Genomic DNA, 16,534 nt, shown 5'->3' with positions numbered 1-16,534 from the left:
CAATGATAATCGTTATCAATATATTTCAATAAAAAAATCCTCCCCTGCAGACAAGGCCCGCAGGCAGAGGATTCCAGATGACTCAAGACTCACGTTTTTTGAAATACGTCCGCGAAATGACAAAGGCGACGATTCCGAAGCCGATGAACACAAATGCTTTTTGAATCAAAGACAAGAACGACAAGTCAAACAGCAACAATTTAACGGCACTGACCGACAGCAACAGCAGACCCGACAGGCGCCAGGCTGCCGCTGCGCGGATGCGGCCAATCGCTACAAGGACAAACGATAACAGGATGTAGGCGACAGACAACGTCGTACTGCGGTCGGTTTGATCAAGCGTCGCGTAAAACGGCAGTTCCATCACGATCAGCGTATAGGTCACAAATACACCGGCCGCTGCAAAAAACAGTACGATTTGCCAATACTTTTTCCACATCACTTCCCCGTGGGTCCGGACAAGCAAGATGATGAAGGCTGTCGTCGCGAGCGTCAGACCAAACACCGCGACGGCATATGACTGATTGTTGAATCGATATGTCTCATACGTTCCGATCGTATACAGGACGAACATCACATACACGAGAATTCCGAAAAAGCGTTGGTGCGGGACTTGCTGCCGCTTGATAAACCACAGTCCGGCAATGAAGAGCGCATAAAGAATCGAACAGAATTGATCGCCGAAACTCAGCGGATCGACCGGTACCTGCGAAATCGCAAACAGGATGCCGACATGTCCGACGCCATTTTGCCACGCGTCCTTCGTTTGATTGGCGACGGCGTAAGCGATTAACGCAAACAGGATTGCCAGTCCGTAAGCAAACGGCCAATCGACTACGGACAGGCTGAGCAGGACGAACCCGCCCGCAATCCAGCTCGGATAATTGTAGGGAATCGGAAGTTTCGTCCCGACGTACGCGAGACCAAGATAGGCGATGAAGGATGCCCCGAGTAAAGTGATTTCATCAATCAAGGGACGTGTCTCAAAATTGACGGTCAGACTGCCAAAGACAAGCGCCAGGAAAAAGACGGCGGCAGTGACCGGATAGGCTTTGACCGCCTTCAGACGAAGAACGGCAAACAACAATGCCGTGAATAAAAAGACTTCGTACAGTAAAAATAAGAAGACGTTCGGTTCATCCGTTAACTGGAGAAACGGCAATAAAAAGCCGGTGATGGAAACTAACACCAGTAACGCTGTCGAGCGCATCCACAACATTAATCCATACGCAATGGCGAGCACGACGATTTCCAGGAAAAAGGCGAGCAATGGCGGATAAAATTGATATAAGGCCATACCGGCAAATAGAGCGGCCAAGGAAACAATTGTCCCGGTCGCGACCAGACCGACTCCGAGATCCCGTCGTTTTTTTTCATACTGCAACTCCCCCAGTGCCATGACAAGTAAGCCGATGACGACTCCACTTCCGATCCGGACCGCAGGACTGATTAATCCGGCCAAGGACGCGTAGGAGAATAGAAAAATCGCTCCGATTGCTGCAAAAATCGCTCCGATTCGCGGTAACCAGACTGTCGCCAGGACGTTTTCCCATTCATCCCGCGTCCGGGTTTTTTTAACAATCGGTGTCCGGCTCTTCTTGACGAACGCCGGACGGACGGCAGGCCTTGTCACGGAAGATACCGGTTCCATTTGTGGTTCTTTCACCGGCTGTCGTTCCAACTGATCGACGCGTGCTTTCAACCGCACAATTTCCTGTTCCAGCTGTTCCAAACGTTTTTCATCCATTTTCCGACCACTCCTTTCTAGCTGAATCACTAGAGGTTGTCATTATTTTACACGATGTTTTATCCAATTCCCTATTCTTTAAAATCCGTACCCTTATTCCAGCTGGTCGGTGGAATTAAAAAAACCGATGAAGCGGAAAGCTTCACCGGTCAATGGATTAACGGACAGATAAGGCGTACTGTCCTGTCGTATTGTAAACAGAAGTAAATTGTGAACGGCTGACCGTATATTTTCCACGGTATGGATCGGATACAGTAAACGCACTGCTTGAGACCCCTGTCACGAGCATGACGTGGTAGTTGCGGTAACCGGTAAACGTTTTGCCATCCGGCTTGATCCACGAGAAGTAGCCGTACGGATTTTTGAAATCGACGGTTGCCCAGACGATGACCGGGTTGCCGCTACGGATTTCGCTTTCGATTTTGCTGACCCCTTGTTTAGAGATATCAACGGCACCACTCCGGTATTTCTTCGCGAGCGGCAGGATGCCTTTCGGATAAATTCCCCAGTTTTTATAGTAATCGAGCGTTCCTGCCGGGTTACCGGTAAACATTTTTTCAGGATCTGCCCAGTAATACTTGCCGTTTTTATAAGTGGCGTTGGCCATGCTTTTCGGCATTTGGTTATACAAAGAAGATGCCGAAACAGCCTGTTTCTTGTATTCAAGTGCCATTTTCAAGGAAACGAACTCACAGCCTGACGGATAACCGAGCGTGTATTGATTGTAATACGGGACGTTTAATTGTTTCGAAGAACTGCTTGGTGCCGTTTTCGTCAAATACTGCGTCGAGACATAACGGTAGCTGCCATTGTATAAAATACGTGTCCAGCTGCCGGACGTCCCGTAAGACGCCACCTTTACCCCTTTATTCAATTGCGTGACGGTTTTTGCCGTCGTACTCGGAGCGGTTCTGACATTCAACGTACCGACCGTCGTATAACGCGCACCGGTCGACGTATACTTGGATGTCGTGGACGTACGGACATAATCTTTGTGTATGTAGCCCGGTTTTGATTTGTACGTGATTTTATACCAACTGCCGGACGTCCCGTTTGAAGTATAGACGGCTCCTTTGGTGATGTTCCCCAAGATCTTGCTCGTTGTCGACGGTTTTTCACGAACACGTAACACATCTGTCGTGACCGTCAACTTCGTGGCGGCTTCTGCAATGAGCGATGGACTGAACACACCGAACAAAACACCTGCCAGAATAATGGACGTAATGATTTTTTTCATGATAAACCCCCTTATGTGTGTAGTATACACAATTTTTCCCATCTTCTTGAAATTTTAATCAATATCTCATAAGAAAATTCTGAAAAATTGTGATATCTTTTCCTTTATAACAAAAAATCTCAGCTCTGCATAGGCAGATGGCTGAGATGTAATTATATTGATATCTAAAGAAATTCAGTTTTGAAGGTCTAAAATGAAGGGCGACGGTTTCGAGAAACCTTGTTCCATCAGATGAGCGACCAGTTTTGTGTCTTCTTCCGAGACCGGTAACGGTGTACCGTGGACGATACTTTCATAAAAGGCACGATACAACTTGCCATAATCTCCGACCGGGCTCGGAATCCGGACATCCTGCAGATGACCATGGTCGTCATGGTACAGCAAACGACCGAAGTCATCTTCGGAATCTTCACCGAATCCTTCCTCACCCGGGAAGTAGTTGGCTTTGAGATCCAGCTCCTGCCGGTCGATATGCTGTTTTATGAACGTACCGTTCGTCCCGTGAAGCATCCAGCGCGGGGCACCCGCCAACGCGATATGACTGGTCCGGACGCTGACTTTTAAATCCGGATAATAAAAATCAAGGGCAAACGTATCATCCGGATTGCCGGCTAAACGAACCGTCCGGATATCATATCCGACCCGCTCCGGTTTTCCGAATAAAGCCACGATTTGATCAATCGTATGCACGCCGAGACCATATAAGGCACCATTTTCCGGACGCGGAATCGCCGGGGCAGCATCTGGTCGGTAGAGATCGAAGTGCGAGACGACTTCGACGAGACGTCCGAGCTTGCCTGAACGGATGACTTGCTCGATGACTTGAAAATCACTGTCGAAACGCCGGTTTTGATAAGCCAGTAACTTGACGCCTTGCCGGTGCGCTTCTTCGAACAGTCGACGGGTCTCTTGCTCCGTCACCGTGAACGGTTTTTCGACCAGCACATGTTTTCCGTGTTGTAACGCTTGCAGGGCATAGGCAAAATGCGTCGCCGGCGGGGTGTTGATGACGACGACCTGAAGCTCCGAATCCTTTAACATCGCATCGAGCTCCGTCGTGAACCGGACATGCGGCAGTTGCGACTCGTAGGTCGCCTCTAATTCCGGTTTTGATTTCCGATTGTAAATCCAGGTGATATCAAACTGGTCCTCAATCATGACGTAGGGCAGATGATACCGGGTTGTACTTTTTCCAAAGCCGATAAAACCAATCTGAAGTCGCATCCGATCACTCCTCGAATAATTCTTTCTCTAACCATACCAAAGCATGAATCACTTGTCTTATCTAAATGCCGCTTTATTTTGGAACCGGCAGCCCTGCGTACTCATATGTCGAAAAACCGTCACGAACACCCTTGGATTCAAAACCAAACGACGCATAGTAACCGTTTAAAAAGTCATTGGATGCCAAACAATCAAGCCGTAACGTTTCTTGTTCCGCTTGCGCGACGGCAATGACGTGATGCAGTAAACGGGTCCCGATTCCTTGGCCTTTTGCGGTTTCACTGACGACGATCCGGTGAATGTAAAGACCTTCATTGTCGGACCATAACGTCTGATCCCACTCGAGCGACGGCAATAAAGCAATCGAACCGAATACGTCCGGTCCTTGTTCATACACAAACAGTCTTCCGGCGGCCAGATCGCGCATCACGAGGGCCTCTATATCCGTTTCAAGGTAAGCGGACCATTGGCGGCTTCCCCGGTTCTTAAACAATTCGGCTTTTTCGCGCAACAAGGTCGCAATCCGGTCGACATCACTTTCAGTAGCTGATCGTATCATCGTGTTCCTCCTGTTATTAAAAATTTACTTTCATCCTAACGAAAGTGAGACCAGAAGAAAACCGTTTTGCGCAAAGACCTGCAAAAATCACGAAAACGCATGAATTTGTAATTTTTTTCATATTTTAAAATTCTATATTCCGATACTGTATAGTCAGGGGGTGATCAGACCCCCAGTCTGCACAATACAGGTCTACCGACTTCCCACGAGTCGGTAGACCTTTTTTAAAACCATTTAGACGAGTCCGACCCAACGTTTCGACAGGGCACGGGCTTGTTTACGGTACGCCTCATCTTCCACGACCGGATTACTGAGACGCGGGGCGGAGTCCGCATAATAGCCGCCATTGTCGAGTACATCATCCGTCGTCGCCAGGTACAGGGCGGTTTTTGCTCCATATTCCGGGGTATACAGTTTCCCTGTCCAATAGCCGACTTGGGCAATCGGCTTCAGAACGGTCTTCAGCACTTTTCCGTATTTTCCCCGGTAGAACAAGTCCGTGTTGACGATACCCGGGTGGACACTGACGAACGTAGCCCGCGTACCGTATTCTTCCGCCAACTCCCGCATGTGGACCATTTGTAACAGCTTTGATTCCCGGTAAGACTTCATCGGATTATACTGTTCTTTTTTGACGTGTGCGATCGCTTCAAGCTCGATATCGGTCCGGATCATCCCGCCTTCTCCCGCTAAGGAAGAAATCGAAATGACGCGGGGATCGTGTCCCTGCTCAATCAACGGCAACAGCCGTTCAATCAGATAAAAGTGGCTGAGGTAGTTGACCTGGAACTGGGATTCAAATCCATCCTTCGTCACGTGGTACGGCGGGACCATGATGCCGGCATTCAAAATCAAACGATCAATCCGGCCAATCCGGTCGAATAATACATCCGCAAAACGCCGGACGGAATCAAGTTGATCCAGTTGCACAATCTCGACTTCCAGATTCGTATCCGACACTGCATGTTCCCGTAAAAGTTGAATCAGCAATGTTGCTTTTTTTTGCGAGCGGACGGTCGCGATGACACGGTCTCCGCGTTCGAGCAATTCTTGAATCGTTACCATTCCCATACCGGAGTTTGCTCCTGTGACTACACAGATGTTCATATAAGATGCCTCCTCTTTCGTTAATCAATGATCCGTTATGATACGTGTTTTCCTTTTTTTACGGATTTATACACATCTTCCGCCAAACTATTTTCTGAAGCCACCGCCGGGGATGACGTATACTTAAAAAAAAGACGTCTTTCACCGAAAGAAGGGATCGCCTATGAATGAAGGGACCGTCCTGTTGCTTGCCGGCATTCTTTTGTTGCTCGCTATCGTCACGACGAAATTTTCTGTCCGTCTGAACGTTCCGACCCTGATTTTATTTGTGTTCGTCGGCATCCTCGCCGGAACGGATGTCTCTGGATTAATTGATTTTGCCGACTTCGAGCAGGCCCGTCTGTTCGGTACGATTGCACTCGTTATCATCTTATTTGACGGCGGCTTGAATACGAAGTGGCGTCATTTTAAAACGGTTCTTCCGGCAGCGTTATCACTTGCAACCGTCGGTGTACTGGTCACGACCGGACTGATTGCAGGCGTGGCGCATTACCTGCTGGATTTCAGTTGGCCGATGGCGTTGCTGATCGGAGCTCTGATTGGTTCGACCGATGCCGCCGCGGTCTTTTCATTGCTGAACGGTCGCCCGATTGATCAAAAAGTCAAACATACGCTGGAAGCGGAGTCGGGAACGAATGATCCGATGGCCGTCTTCTTGACGATCCTGTTTACCGGATTCGCATTGAATCCGGAATCCTTCTCTCTCGTACAGGGTATCCTGCTGTTGTTTTACGAGATGGGGATCGGTCTGTTGATTGGTCTGTTCGTCGGCTGGCTGTTGACCTCCTTGATGAACCGGATTCAACTGCAGTCGTCGGCCTTGTACCCGACGCTTCTGATCAGCGGAGCGCTTCTTTCCTACGGTGTCGCGACGAGCCTCCATGCGAGCGGCTTCTTAGCCGTGTACGTCACCGGGATTTGGCTTAGTAATCATGATTTGATTTATCGTGATATCCTCGTTCGGTTCAGCGGCAGTCTCTCCCACCTGGCAGAAGTCGGCATGTTCATTATGCTCGGGCTGCTCGTGTTCCCGAAGCAATTGCTTGATTCGCAGACATTGTTCATGTCGGGCGTCATCGTCCTGACCTTGATTCTCGTCGCCCGTCCGCTCGCCGTTTATTTATCCTTGTTGCCTTTTCGGTACAATTTCCGCGAACAGAGTGTCATCACAGCGGCCGGATTACGTGGCGCCGTTCCGATTATTCTCGCGACCTATCCGTTATCGAGTGGTTTACCGGACGCGTACCCGCTGTTCAATATCGTTTTTTTTGCTGTCATGACGTCGGCTCTCCTGCAAGGAACAGCCTTGCCCTGGGTCGTTAAACTGATGAAGCTCGATGCGAAACCGGCAATCGACATCGAACCGTTGATTCAATTCATGACAGTCGCCAATCCGAATGCCGAAATCGTCGAAGTCAGTGTCCCGTCCTTTTGCCGGATTGACGGGAAAACATTGCAGGAGATTGAGATGCCTCAGGATTTGCTGGTCGTCGCTGTCATCCGGCACGATGCCATCATCACACCACGTGGACAAACCCGGTTAATCGGAGGCGATCAATTGTTGATCCTGACACCGAAACAATCGGAGGAACGCATCCGGAAGTTGATTGCGTCACTCGGAATTTAAGACCAAAAAAGCGGACACCTGAGGGCGTCCGCTTTTTTGGTCTGTTCTTTTCAAACTATCAGCCGCTTCCGGTCACATCATCTGCCCGTTTAATCTGAACAACACCCGGCGGACGATGCGGGAACGTAATGGTCAGCCCGGCGAACCGGCAACTGTCATTACTGTTTTGCGCCTGGACGATCCATTCAATCGCTTCCTGTCGTGCCAAGGCGTTGCGGATTCGGTTCTCGACCTGTTGTCTTGAAATGCCCTCACAGGTCACCTCCGTCAGATAGGTCGTCTCATCGGACTCAAATTGTTTCCAAATCCCTAATAGCAACTGACCGACGGCACTGACGGGTGTTCCGTCCGGTTCGCCCGCTCCGACAGCTTGATCGAGTCGTTCAATCGCTTCCGGTGCTGTGTCACCAATCGCTAAAATCCGCCGCGATCCTTGCTGCATGATGCGGAAACGTTTTTGTCCGTCGTCAAGCCAAAGCCGCTGGGCAAACGGATTGACGGGAATGCCATGGAAAAACGTCACTGTCCCCCGCCAAGCGAAACCGAACGACGGATCGTAGGCTTGGATGGTCGCCATTGCTTGCGTGAGGAATGTTCGAACTTCCTGCTGCTCCGACTGCAATTGCTTTCGAACGTCCTCAAACTGATGGAGCGGGACGGTCAGTGGAATCCGGGTGAACAGCTCGCCTTCCGGAACACGATGCGGCGCGAGAACCGTTCCGTCCAAACGGTAATCACTTGCCGGACGACCTGTCCGTCCGACGAAGACCTGCCAATCGTCTCCGACGGCAGCGAAGGCATACGTCTGATGCGCAAAGGACGGAGCGACGAACAAACCGGGGAACGATTCGAACGTCGCAATCCGGAGCGGTTCGCCCGCATTCCATTCTTCTTCGATGATGCGGACCAGTTGTCCGGTCAATGAGAGTGTATCTGTCAGATAGCGGCCGGTATTGCTGTAAAAGCCTAAAATGAATTCCCGTTCTTCCTCTTCAAAGGTCATCATCGTCATTTGAAATAAGGACTGGACCTGGGCTTCGGCAAACAAATCGTCGACACTGTCCGGATGGTGGGACTCAATCGCCACCATCTGCCATCCCATCCGTTCATATAAATTGATCGTAATCGGGAAAAATAAGAAAGCGCCATGGGTTGCTTCAAGTTTCAGGATATCTTGCATGGCAAGTCGTTCAATGCGTAAATCAAATCCCATCCGTTCCAGATGATCTTGCAAACGTCTTTTCCAGTGCGTGAACTCCATCTTTTTCCCTCCTCTTGCGTTATGCGCGTTTACGAAGCGGATTTTTTGACCAATAGAGATACAATCCGACTAATCCGCCAATTCCGATCAGATACGCCGGGGTACCGCTGACTTGCATCAGGACGACCGGATTCGGCACGAATTGAATCAGGACCGCTTTGTATGTGGCGAATAAGATGAAACTGACTAAAAATTGAACCCAGACCCGCTTTTTAACGTCACGGATTTTCGGGGAAGTGATCAGAATCGACATCGCATCAATCAAAAATAAGGCGATGATGGAAAATAAAATGTAATCCGCGAGGGCGAACTGGAAAATACCATCGATGCCTTCGATGAAGATAAACATCAAAATCGTCGAAATGTAATTCCGCGTCCAACGCTTTTGGGTCTCGACCCGTCGCAATTCCGGAATTTCGGCAATCATTTGATTCAACCGTTCTTCCGGTGATTGACCATGGACCGTTTCAAACGGTTTTTGTAAACGTTGGGCTTCATAAAGATCCGCTTGGAGACGGCGTTCGATATCCGTCCGCTCCGGTTCTTCGGCGTTCAGGTTCAAACGTGGTAATAATGACTCTAAAATACGTGTGTTGGCTTTAGTAAGTTTCAAGCGAGATCCCCCTTTTTCATGTTTAAGTATACCTGTTCAACGGGAAAAAAAAATACTAGGAAGATGGCGATTACTTGACGAATCGCGAATAAATATTCAGAATAGTTAAAAAGGTTATTCGTATTTAAGAAAGGAGAGATAAAAGATGTACCAAACCTTAACGAATGCCACCCTGATCGCTTTATTGACAAGTGTCGGGATTGCCTTGCCGTTGACTCACACAGAAGAAGAAACCGCGCATGAGCCGATTCCCTTACAAACGAATCAGACGGATGCTGAACCGGCAACGACCGAATAAAAGCATGACCCCTTTCCCTTCCAGATGGAAAAGACGGGTCATGCTTTTATTTTGCATTACCGGGCATCGTTACGTTTTCTTCAATCTCAACTGCCCAGGCTAAGATGGTTGTGCTGTCCCTTACACCAAGCTGTTCGATCGTCGTCAATAACGTCTTGACACCGGCAGTCGACGTCGTAAGTATCCTCTCCAGCTGTTTTCCGTCTCGGAACGGCGCTCCCGGACATTCGATTAATCCGTCCGTCGTCAACAACAGATGATTGACGCCCTGTCGCAACTCACGAATTCCCCGGCTGTAACACGGAACCGGTAAATCAAACGTATCGACCCGACCGATCCATTCAAAAAACTGCCGCTCGTTCAATTTGTATTGCAGATGTTTACTTAAATCGGGATGGAACAGATAGGCGAGAACATCGCCGACCGATAACCACCAGACATATTTCCCCTTGCGGACAAGAAACAGGCAGGCGGTCTCGCCTTGAACCGATTGACAGGCGGTCCGAAACGCTTCATGTTCCAACAGAGAAACGACATACCGTTCCAATACCGAAAACATCGTTTCCACGGGTTCGTTCAGGATCCGTTCGATCTCCAAACGGTGTGACGTAAAGTACTGCGTTAGTAAGATGGCACTCTCTGCAGTATCATGCGCATCGAGCAGCATCGTCCATTCCCATTCTTCCCCGATCCAAACAACACACCCGTCTTCATTTTTGGTCTGTCCGGAACGGCTGCATCCCCCGAACCGTCCGACCGTGATTGGTCCGACGGCTTCAATGGAGATGACATCGACGAACGGTGTTTCATTGCCTACCCAAACTAACTCCGTCATTTTTATTGGTCCCCCTTTCAATCTGTCTTTCTGAACACCCGTCAGCCCTTCTCTTTCCACCACAGGTTAAGGTGTCGTGACAAAGGGTTGAACGAATAAACGAAGACGCTTTTCGTAATTCTCGGGATTTTTGGAATAGGTAGTATCATGACCGGCTCCGCGCACCGGATACAATTGTTTGATGCCGGGTTTCGCCTGATACAGTTCGTATACCATCCGGGGTGGAACGACCTTGTCCTCCGTTCCCTGGATCAATAACGTCGGTACCATGATCCGGCTGGTCTGCCGCGTGACGGAGACATCTCCATAAAAGAAGTCTTGTTCGACTTTATTGAAGCTACTCGCGACAGCAAGTGACGGTCCGGCCGGATACGTCAGATTAGCTTTCGCAAGTGATTGGAACCAATCATCAAGGCGGGCATAGGCGCCTTCGGCAATGACAACCTTCACTTGTTTCGGAACGGTCGGCTCTCCTGCTGCGAGAAGTGCCGTCGCTCCTCCGATCCCTACTCCGTGATACACGACGTGCCGGGTTCCGGTCTCCTCAATCAATTGATTGGTCCAATCAATCACATCCAACCGATCAAGCCAGCCATAATTCAATGTTCCTTTGCTCGCTCCTTGACCACGCCGGTCCGGGACAAACACGTTGTAACCCAGCTGTTCATGGTAAAAGCGGATTAGTGGCTCCGTCTGTGACGAACCAAAACGAACATCATCCGCAAGAAACAAAACCGTCTTGTCGGAAGGAGATGTAGCCGGGAGATACCGGCCGATCCGTGCTTCACCGGTTGTCGCCAATTGTAGTTGTTCCATGTCCTGTCGTTTTACCCACTCCTGATCCGCTGTTTCGTTATTTGTCTTTTCAGCAGGCAGGAGGCGAGAGCGGTCGGACTGTCCGATTAACGTTTGTTGCATTCGGTATCCGTCATATCCGATCAGACTTCCAATACCCAGCACGATTAGCAAGAGAACAACTATCCATCTGCGCATCATTGTCCCCTCCTTTTTTTTCGTCTGTTTCTACAAGAATCTATTCGTCGCCGGACAACGGTGTCCCTGCCGGTGGAGTCTGAGCTTTGAGAAAAGTCTGTTGATACCATTCTAAAACATCTTCAAATTCCGCCTGTGTAAAGTAACCGGCATGAAACACGCTGGAACCGCGTAATGTGAGCTGAAACTTCAAAATATCCTTGTGCTCGAGAAAACGGGACACTTGGCTGGAAAAGGCTTCAATCTTCAGACGGGGTGCATAAATCGTTTCCCGGTTGACGAGCTCTTTTCGTAAGACAAACAAATCGTCGTGATGTCCATAGCGGGTATTTTGATAGCCGGACCGGGCGATGGCGTAGTAGACCGGTAACAGCAGGATGAACGGTAAACCGAAGTAACGGAAAGGTTCCGGTAATCCATACAGCATCGCTCCGTTAAGCAGGACTAATCCCAGGCTGTAACCGAGCAGCGGCCAACGGACGACGTAAAAAAATCCCCGATCAACGGCCCGATTGGTTGGATGTTGTAATTGAAAACGCGGTAAAAACTCTACTAAAAAAGCATCAATCTCACTGGTGCGGATGAAGGGGTGTAACAACAGCTTCTCTTCTTCGCCACTTGCCGAGATGATGTGTAAGGAGAGATGGGCCCGTTTCAAACGCCGTTTGATCCAGCTTTCTTCGATGACGAGTGCTTGTACCTTGTCTTGGTGAAACACAATTTCTGTCCGGTTCAGGAGACCGTACCCGATGGTCATCCGCTGTTTTTCAAGCGTTGCCCGAAAAGAACCGTAGCGAAGGACGAATACTAAAATTGATCCAAGATAAATCAAAAGCAATAGAATCCCGCCGAGGATCAGTAACAATATGAGCGATAAATGCAACAGCTCATCAAACGCCCGGCTGATGTATTTTTCAATGAACCGGTTGGCAAACTGATAGACGGCTCCAAACCCAACAAGCGCAAGACCCAGTCTGCCTGATAACGCGCCTGCCTTGACTAAATCCATCAAGCCGACGGTATAGGTGGCAGCCGACTCCGCGTTTTCGACTGGTTTTGGCATCTCTGTTGCAATCGTCGACTTCAATTGCTTGGCAAACTCGAGCCGGACCCCTTTTAATTCGACTTCCGGTTTGCCACTGTCTGATGAAGTCTCAACGGTCAGTGTCGCTAAACCAAGAATCCGTTCCAGCAGGTTTTGATTGATACCGATCGACTCAATTCGTTGGCGTTGCGTCGTCCGTTCACTTTTTCGAAAGATTCCTTTGTTGACCCGAATCGACTGTTCATCAATCGTAAACGTATAAAAGTACCAAGAAATGATGCCGAACACGAGTAAGAGGAAACTGATGACCACGACACCAATCATCGTATACATTCCAAATCCGTCATTTTTCAAATCATTAAACAAAATGACGGCAATCGGGATGACGAGTGACCGGAGCTGTGTCAGCGTCGTCATTAAGATGAACAAAGGATGAACCCGTCGTGTCATAACGACTCCTCCTCCTGTTCCTCAAGTTTCGCGAATCGTTCAATCCGTTGTCTTAAGATTCCTGCTTGTGTGACCTCCAGTCCGGGCAATTCAATTTGACCGGATGCTGTATGGACGTTCATGTTCATCAAGTTCAAGCGGCGGAGCAACGGACCGGACGACGTATCGATGATCTGTACTTTGACAAGTGGTGTCACAACATGTCGTAAGATAAAGATTCCGAATTCGACGACTAAAAATTCATCATCGACCCGGTATTTAAAATACCGTTGTCTAATCTTCGGGACGTACACGAACTGAAGCAAAAAGAATCCTGTCCACAAACCGGCCAGAATCCACATCCACCAGGGAGATAAATCCAGCCACTTGATCTGAACCACGGTTGCCGTTCCGATGAGAAACAGATAAATGGTATACTTAATGCCGACGTATTGACGTTCGGCGGTTATCGAGGCACGTGGCAAGTGTTGCCAGTTCTCGGTCGGTTGATTTGATTGCATCCAATCCCCTGCCTTTCCTTTTTCCATACGGGAAGAGACTTGCTGAAGTTTCACTGTCAGAAACAGACGTTGACATTTCACTGCGAATCATCGCATATATAAGAGAGTAGAAATGTATTTCAAGGAGGAACCATGCTAACATTTGAAGAAAAATTAAACATCATCGAGACTTTCCCACAACTTGTCCGGAAAGAAGTCTCGCTTAACCGTGTCAATTTTCATTTCCCGGAAAGTCAGTTCGAGAAAAAAATCGTCGTCTATCATCTTCACCCGAACGGCAACGGTTTTGTCTACGCTGCAGGATTACCAGGATATGAAACGGACCGGAAAGGTTTCGTCAACATCCGTGAATTCTCTGAGCCCGCTTTAATCCTCTTGTTACAAGATGCGATCAAAGCACTCGAGACGGTCGAGACCGTGGAAACGTTGGAAGAAACGTGGATCAACGACAATCAATTCGAGTTGACATTGTTAAACGAAGACCTCGATACGTGGTTGGTTTACGCCGGCGACTTACTTGACGGTGCGTTCAATTCGTATAAAGAAGCAGCGAACTATCTTGAAGAAGAAGGATTCCGCCGCAAATAACCATTCAAAATGAACGGGACTGTCAATCAGTCCCGTTCATTTTTATGGTCAATCGATTTAATGTCTGTTTAACCAGTTCCAGATCTTCTTCCGACACACCGAGTAAGTCTTTTAAGGCCAGCGGAATTTGTTCCGCCTCATTTCGAAGGGCATGACCGTCTGCCGTCAACGTGATTTGGATATGTCGTTCGTCCGTCGGATTTTTGACGCGTTCCACTAAACCGGAAGCTTCTAGTTTTTTTAATAAGGGCGTTAACGTACCTGAGTCGAGATGCAACCGTTCCCCGACCGCTTTTAACGATTGTTGATCCTGCTCCCACAAGACGAGCATGACGAGATATTGCGGATAGGTTAATCCGAGCGGCTCCAGCAACGGACGGTACCGTTTGGTGATTTCACGGGAAATCGCATAAAACGGAAAACAGAGTTGTTCTTCAAGCAATAAGGGATTCGACATATATATCCTCCTTTAAGCAAAATAGTTGCGTTCTTTTATAGATTGTATACAATTTAATTGTAAGCTACTTAAATTAATCAGCCAACCCGAAAGGAAGTTATCATTATGAAACCAATGTTCACATCATCTGCTACAGCTGTCGGAGGCCGTGACGGCCGCGTCGTATCGGAAGACGGTATTTTAGACGTCGCTCTTGCCATGCCTGTACCAGGATCAAAGAAACAAGCGACAAACCCGGAACAATTATTTGCTGCCGGATACTCTGCTTGTTTTGATTCCGCTTTAAATCTTGTCGCTCGTAAACAAGGCATCAAACATGACGGCAGTGAAGTAACCGCACACGTCACGTTGAACGAAGCAACAGACGGATTTACACTTTCAGTTGAACTGGACGTTCTTGTCCGTGGCGTTTCAGAAGAACAAGCTGCTGAGCTTGGTAAACTGGCACACAGCGTTTGCCCTTACTCACGCGCAACAGCTGGCAACATCCAAGTCGACATCTTCACACGGACGACTGACTCAGAATAAGCATACCACTCCTCCTCCTCCTTGGCGTATTTTGCTAATCAGGAGGAGGTTTTTGTTGTTTTTTTTTAGGTGGAACGTATACTTTCTCCTTTTGTTTGAATTTTTTAAAATAATAATTATGGTATATGAAATAAATAGTTCGTCAGTTTAAAAATCACACTGCCTTCTTCACAGTGTGATTCGACGTTTTGTTCGGTCCTGTCCATCAGTTTAATTGCTTGACGGACAGGATGACCAATTCCCCGGATACAATCATATAATAGGCATCCTCGAACCGGTGACGAACCGCCTGTTCACCGTCGTATACCGTCACCATCGGCTCCGCGTCCGTACCGATCGATTCGTGCAGGTAAAACCGGTCACGTAACACCCGTTCAAACGGATCTCGGTCCAGGTAACGGGCACCCGTCCGCAGATTCATCACTTCATGATGGTGATCGGACCGGTCATTGACGATGAAAATCGTTGATTCGACATCGTCATACGTGAAATCCAGCGGTTCAAAGTCACTCCACCGGATCCGTTCCCGTTCCGTGACGGCCGACTGGTCTTTGATTTCATAAAAGACTTCTTCGTTTAAACGTTCCGTATAGGCACTAAAGACGAGGTGTCCGTCCTGCTCCCCTAGATATTGAACGGTATCCCCTTCTCCGTCCAACCGCAACAAGGTCCGAAACGACAAATGTTCTACGCCTTGTTCTATTTCTTCAACAATCGTCGACAGCGGGGCAATCAACAGACTTTCCGAATGATCAATCGGATCTTCGGGTGAGATGACGCCACTTTCCAGGGCATCGTAAAAGGAAAATTCATCGAGTCTTGCATTGCAGACGATATAATCGACGTCGGCTAACGTGACGAGGAAAAAGTACAGTTCGCGGTAGTTTTCCGTGATGCCGTACAACCGTTCATCTTTGATCGGATGCTCGCGGCTCGTCTCGACATCATATAAAAAGGCTGTCGTCGCTTTGTCGACATGCAACAACACCATATACCGTTCATTCAACACCCAGTAGAGTGTCAGATCACCGCCAAGACGCCACGTGGCAAGCTGCTCGCGTTTTCCTGAATGCAGATCGATGGAAAGGAGCTGTGTCTCTCCGCCGTCTTCCCGGTCCTGTTCGTTCAGACAATAGACTTTTCCCTTCTTGACGAATGGGCGTGTCGGTCCGTGGTCTTGCAACACGTCGGGCGTCAGGTCAATCTGTTCTTGATCCTCTAAATCAAACCGGCTGATATGAAATTGACTGCTGTTGAGTCGGCGTCTGAAATAAACCGATGATGGTGTGACATGTAAGATATCAGAATGATCAGCCGGCAACGCGCGCGCGTCCAAAATTTCCATTCTAGCACCCCTCCCAGATGTTCTACTCTTTCTTTCCCACGAAGCGGGCTCCTTGAAACAGGGTCCTGCCGTGCGTCCGTCGAAAACGAATGCTACAATAAAGCAAGAAGAATTGATGAG

At 48.7% G+C, this 16,534-nt stretch carries 17 protein-coding genes; 4 read left to right on the top strand and 13 right to left on the bottom strand.

Annotated features, from left to right (window positions below):
- Positions 1–82: 82 nt before the first annotated feature.
- The 5 genes from MUN34_RS05855 to MUN34_RS05835 form a co-directional block, all read right to left on the bottom strand.
- Entirely contained in the window at positions 83–1,747 is a 1,665-nt protein-coding gene (locus MUN34_RS05855; RefSeq protein ID WP_247857093.1) for a DUF2339 domain-containing protein, read from the bottom strand.
- Positions 1,748–1,904: 157 nt separating this feature from the next.
- Complete coding sequence (locus tag MUN34_RS05850; RefSeq protein WP_247857092.1) at positions 1,905–2,984, bottom strand: C39 family peptidase; 1,080 nt, start codon at positions 2,982–2,984, stop codon at positions 1,905–1,907.
- A 174-nt stretch (positions 2,985–3,158) separates the two neighbouring features.
- The gene (locus MUN34_RS05845) at positions 3,159–4,208 is read right to left on the bottom strand and encodes an oxidoreductase (RefSeq protein WP_247857091.1); all 1,050 of its coding nucleotides are present in this window, start codon (positions 4,206–4,208) and stop codon (positions 3,159–3,161) included.
- A 73-nt stretch (positions 4,209–4,281) separates the two neighbouring features.
- Positions 4,282–4,767, bottom strand: a complete 486-nt coding sequence (locus MUN34_RS05840; RefSeq protein WP_247857090.1) for a GNAT family N-acetyltransferase — start codon at positions 4,765–4,767, stop codon at positions 4,282–4,284.
- A 234-nt stretch (positions 4,768–5,001) separates the two neighbouring features.
- Positions 5,002–5,874, bottom strand: a complete 873-nt coding sequence (locus MUN34_RS05835) for an SDR family NAD(P)-dependent oxidoreductase (RefSeq protein WP_026828241.1) — start codon at positions 5,872–5,874, stop codon at positions 5,002–5,004.
- Positions 5,875–6,037: 163 nt separating this feature from the next.
- Between MUN34_RS05835 and MUN34_RS05830 the strand changes: the two genes are divergently transcribed.
- Positions 6,038–7,501 (top strand): potassium/proton antiporter, encoded by a 1,464-nt coding sequence (locus MUN34_RS05830; RefSeq protein ID WP_247857089.1) that lies wholly within the window; start codon positions 6,038–6,040, stop codon positions 7,499–7,501.
- Positions 7,502–7,559: 58 nt separating this feature from the next.
- Here MUN34_RS05830 and MUN34_RS05825 read toward each other — a convergent pair whose 3' ends face one another.
- Positions 7,560–8,762 carry a hypothetical protein gene (locus MUN34_RS05825; protein ID WP_247857088.1) on the bottom strand — a complete coding sequence of 401 codons (1,203 nt, stop codon included), beginning with the start codon at positions 8,760–8,762 and terminating at the stop codon, positions 7,560–7,562.
- 19 nt (positions 8,763–8,781) lie between these two features.
- The gene (locus MUN34_RS05820; RefSeq protein ID WP_247857087.1) at positions 8,782–9,375 is read right to left on the bottom strand and encodes a DUF1129 domain-containing protein; all 594 of its coding nucleotides are present in this window, start codon (positions 9,373–9,375) and stop codon (positions 8,782–8,784) included.
- A 145-nt stretch (positions 9,376–9,520) separates the two neighbouring features.
- Between MUN34_RS05820 and MUN34_RS05815 the strand changes: the two genes are divergently transcribed.
- A complete protein-coding gene (locus MUN34_RS05815; RefSeq protein ID WP_200868718.1) occupies positions 9,521–9,673 on the top strand; it encodes a hypothetical protein in 153 nt (50 codons plus the stop codon).
- Between the two features lie 46 nt (positions 9,674–9,719).
- On the opposite strand, the gene MUN34_RS05810 is transcribed toward MUN34_RS05815, so the two are convergent.
- The 4 genes from MUN34_RS05810 to MUN34_RS05795 form a co-directional block, all read right to left on the bottom strand.
- Positions 9,720–10,508: a PP2C family serine/threonine-protein phosphatase gene (locus MUN34_RS05810; protein ID WP_247857086.1), complete on the bottom strand. Its 789-nt coding sequence runs from the start codon at positions 10,506–10,508 to the stop codon at positions 9,720–9,722.
- A 66-nt stretch (positions 10,509–10,574) separates the two neighbouring features.
- A complete protein-coding gene (locus MUN34_RS05805; RefSeq protein WP_247857085.1) occupies positions 10,575–11,501 on the bottom strand; it encodes an alpha/beta hydrolase in 927 nt (308 codons plus the stop codon).
- Between the two features lie 40 nt (positions 11,502–11,541).
- The gene (locus tag MUN34_RS05800; RefSeq protein ID WP_026828235.1) at positions 11,542–12,996 is read right to left on the bottom strand and encodes a PH domain-containing protein; all 1,455 of its coding nucleotides are present in this window, start codon (positions 12,994–12,996) and stop codon (positions 11,542–11,544) included.
- Positions 12,993–13,496, bottom strand: a complete 504-nt coding sequence (locus tag MUN34_RS05795; RefSeq protein ID WP_247857084.1) for a PH domain-containing protein — start codon at positions 13,494–13,496, stop codon at positions 12,993–12,995. The genes MUN34_RS05800 and MUN34_RS05795 overlap by 4 nt, the downstream gene beginning before the upstream one ends.
- A 132-nt stretch (positions 13,497–13,628) precedes the next feature.
- Between MUN34_RS05795 and MUN34_RS05790 the strand changes: the two genes are divergently transcribed.
- Positions 13,629–14,084, top strand: a complete 456-nt coding sequence (locus MUN34_RS05790) for a hypothetical protein (protein ID WP_012370500.1) — start codon at positions 13,629–13,631, stop codon at positions 14,082–14,084.
- A gap of 22 nt (positions 14,085–14,106) precedes the next feature.
- On the opposite strand, the gene MUN34_RS05785 is transcribed toward MUN34_RS05790, so the two are convergent.
- Positions 14,107–14,541 (bottom strand): MarR family winged helix-turn-helix transcriptional regulator, encoded by a 435-nt coding sequence (locus tag MUN34_RS05785; RefSeq protein ID WP_247857083.1) that lies wholly within the window; start codon positions 14,539–14,541, stop codon positions 14,107–14,109.
- Positions 14,542–14,646: 105 nt separating this feature from the next.
- Here MUN34_RS05785 and MUN34_RS05780 point away from each other — a divergent pair, with 105 nt between their 5' ends.
- Positions 14,647–15,069 (top strand): organic hydroperoxide resistance protein, encoded by a 423-nt coding sequence (locus MUN34_RS05780; RefSeq protein ID WP_012370502.1) that lies wholly within the window; start codon positions 14,647–14,649, stop codon positions 15,067–15,069.
- A gap of 205 nt (positions 15,070–15,274) precedes the next feature.
- Here the strand turns inward: MUN34_RS05780 and MUN34_RS05775 are convergent, their stop codons facing one another.
- Entirely contained in the window at positions 15,275–16,414 is a 1,140-nt protein-coding gene (locus MUN34_RS05775; protein ID WP_026828231.1) for a hypothetical protein, read from the bottom strand.
- Positions 16,415–16,534 lie beyond the last annotated feature (120 nt).

The sequence above is a fragment of the Exiguobacterium sp. 17-1 genome, from assembly GCF_023096305.1.
Taxonomy (GTDB): Bacteria; Bacillota; Bacilli; order Exiguobacteriales; family Exiguobacteriaceae; genus Exiguobacterium_A; species Exiguobacterium_A sibiricum_A.
This window is presented reverse-complemented; position numbering and strand designations above follow the sequence as displayed.

Bases quoted from the DNA above. Each gene is read 5' to 3' on its own strand.
- MUN34_RS05855 (WP_247857093.1), bottom strand. From the start codon at position 1,747: ATGGATGAAAAACGTTTGGAACAGCTGGAACAGGAAATTGTGCGGTTG.
- MUN34_RS05850 (WP_247857092.1), bottom strand. From the start codon at position 2,984: ATGAAAAAAATCATTACGTCCATTATTCTGGCAGGTGTTTTGTTCGGT.
- MUN34_RS05845 (WP_247857091.1), bottom strand. From the start codon at position 4,208: ATGCGACTTCAGATTGGTTTTATCGGCTTTGGAAAAAGTACAACCCGG.
- MUN34_RS05840 (WP_247857090.1), bottom strand. From the start codon at position 4,767: ATGATACGATCAGCTACTGAAAGTGATGTCGACCGGATTGCGACCTTG.
- MUN34_RS05835 (WP_026828241.1), bottom strand. From the start codon at position 5,874: ATGAACATCTGTGTAGTCACAGGAGCAAACTCCGGTATGGGAATGGTA.
- MUN34_RS05830 (WP_247857089.1), top strand. From the start codon at position 6,038: ATGAATGAAGGGACCGTCCTGTTGCTTGCCGGCATTCTTTTGTTGCTC.
- MUN34_RS05825 (WP_247857088.1), bottom strand. From the start codon at position 8,762: ATGGAGTTCACGCACTGGAAAAGACGTTTGCAAGATCATCTGGAACGG.
- MUN34_RS05815 (WP_200868718.1), top strand. From the start codon at position 9,521: ATGTACCAAACCTTAACGAATGCCACCCTGATCGCTTTATTGACAAGT.
- MUN34_RS05810 (WP_247857086.1), bottom strand. From the start codon at position 10,508: ATGACGGAGTTAGTTTGGGTAGGCAATGAAACACCGTTCGTCGATGTC.
- MUN34_RS05805 (WP_247857085.1), bottom strand. From the start codon at position 11,501: ATGCGCAGATGGATAGTTGTTCTCTTGCTAATCGTGCTGGGTATTGGA.
- MUN34_RS05800 (WP_026828235.1), bottom strand. From the start codon at position 12,996: ATGACACGACGGGTTCATCCTTTGTTCATCTTAATGACGACGCTGACA.
- MUN34_RS05795 (WP_247857084.1), bottom strand. From the start codon at position 13,496: ATGCAATCAAATCAACCGACCGAGAACTGGCAACACTTGCCACGTGCC.
- MUN34_RS05790 (WP_012370500.1), top strand. From the start codon at position 13,629: ATGCTAACATTTGAAGAAAAATTAAACATCATCGAGACTTTCCCACAA.
- MUN34_RS05785 (WP_247857083.1), bottom strand. From the start codon at position 14,541: ATGTCGAATCCCTTATTGCTTGAAGAACAACTCTGTTTTCCGTTTTAT.
- MUN34_RS05780 (WP_012370502.1), top strand. From the start codon at position 14,647: ATGAAACCAATGTTCACATCATCTGCTACAGCTGTCGGAGGCCGTGAC.
- MUN34_RS05775 (WP_026828231.1), bottom strand. From the start codon at position 16,414: ATGGAAATTTTGGACGCGCGCGCGTTGCCGGCTGATCATTCTGATATC.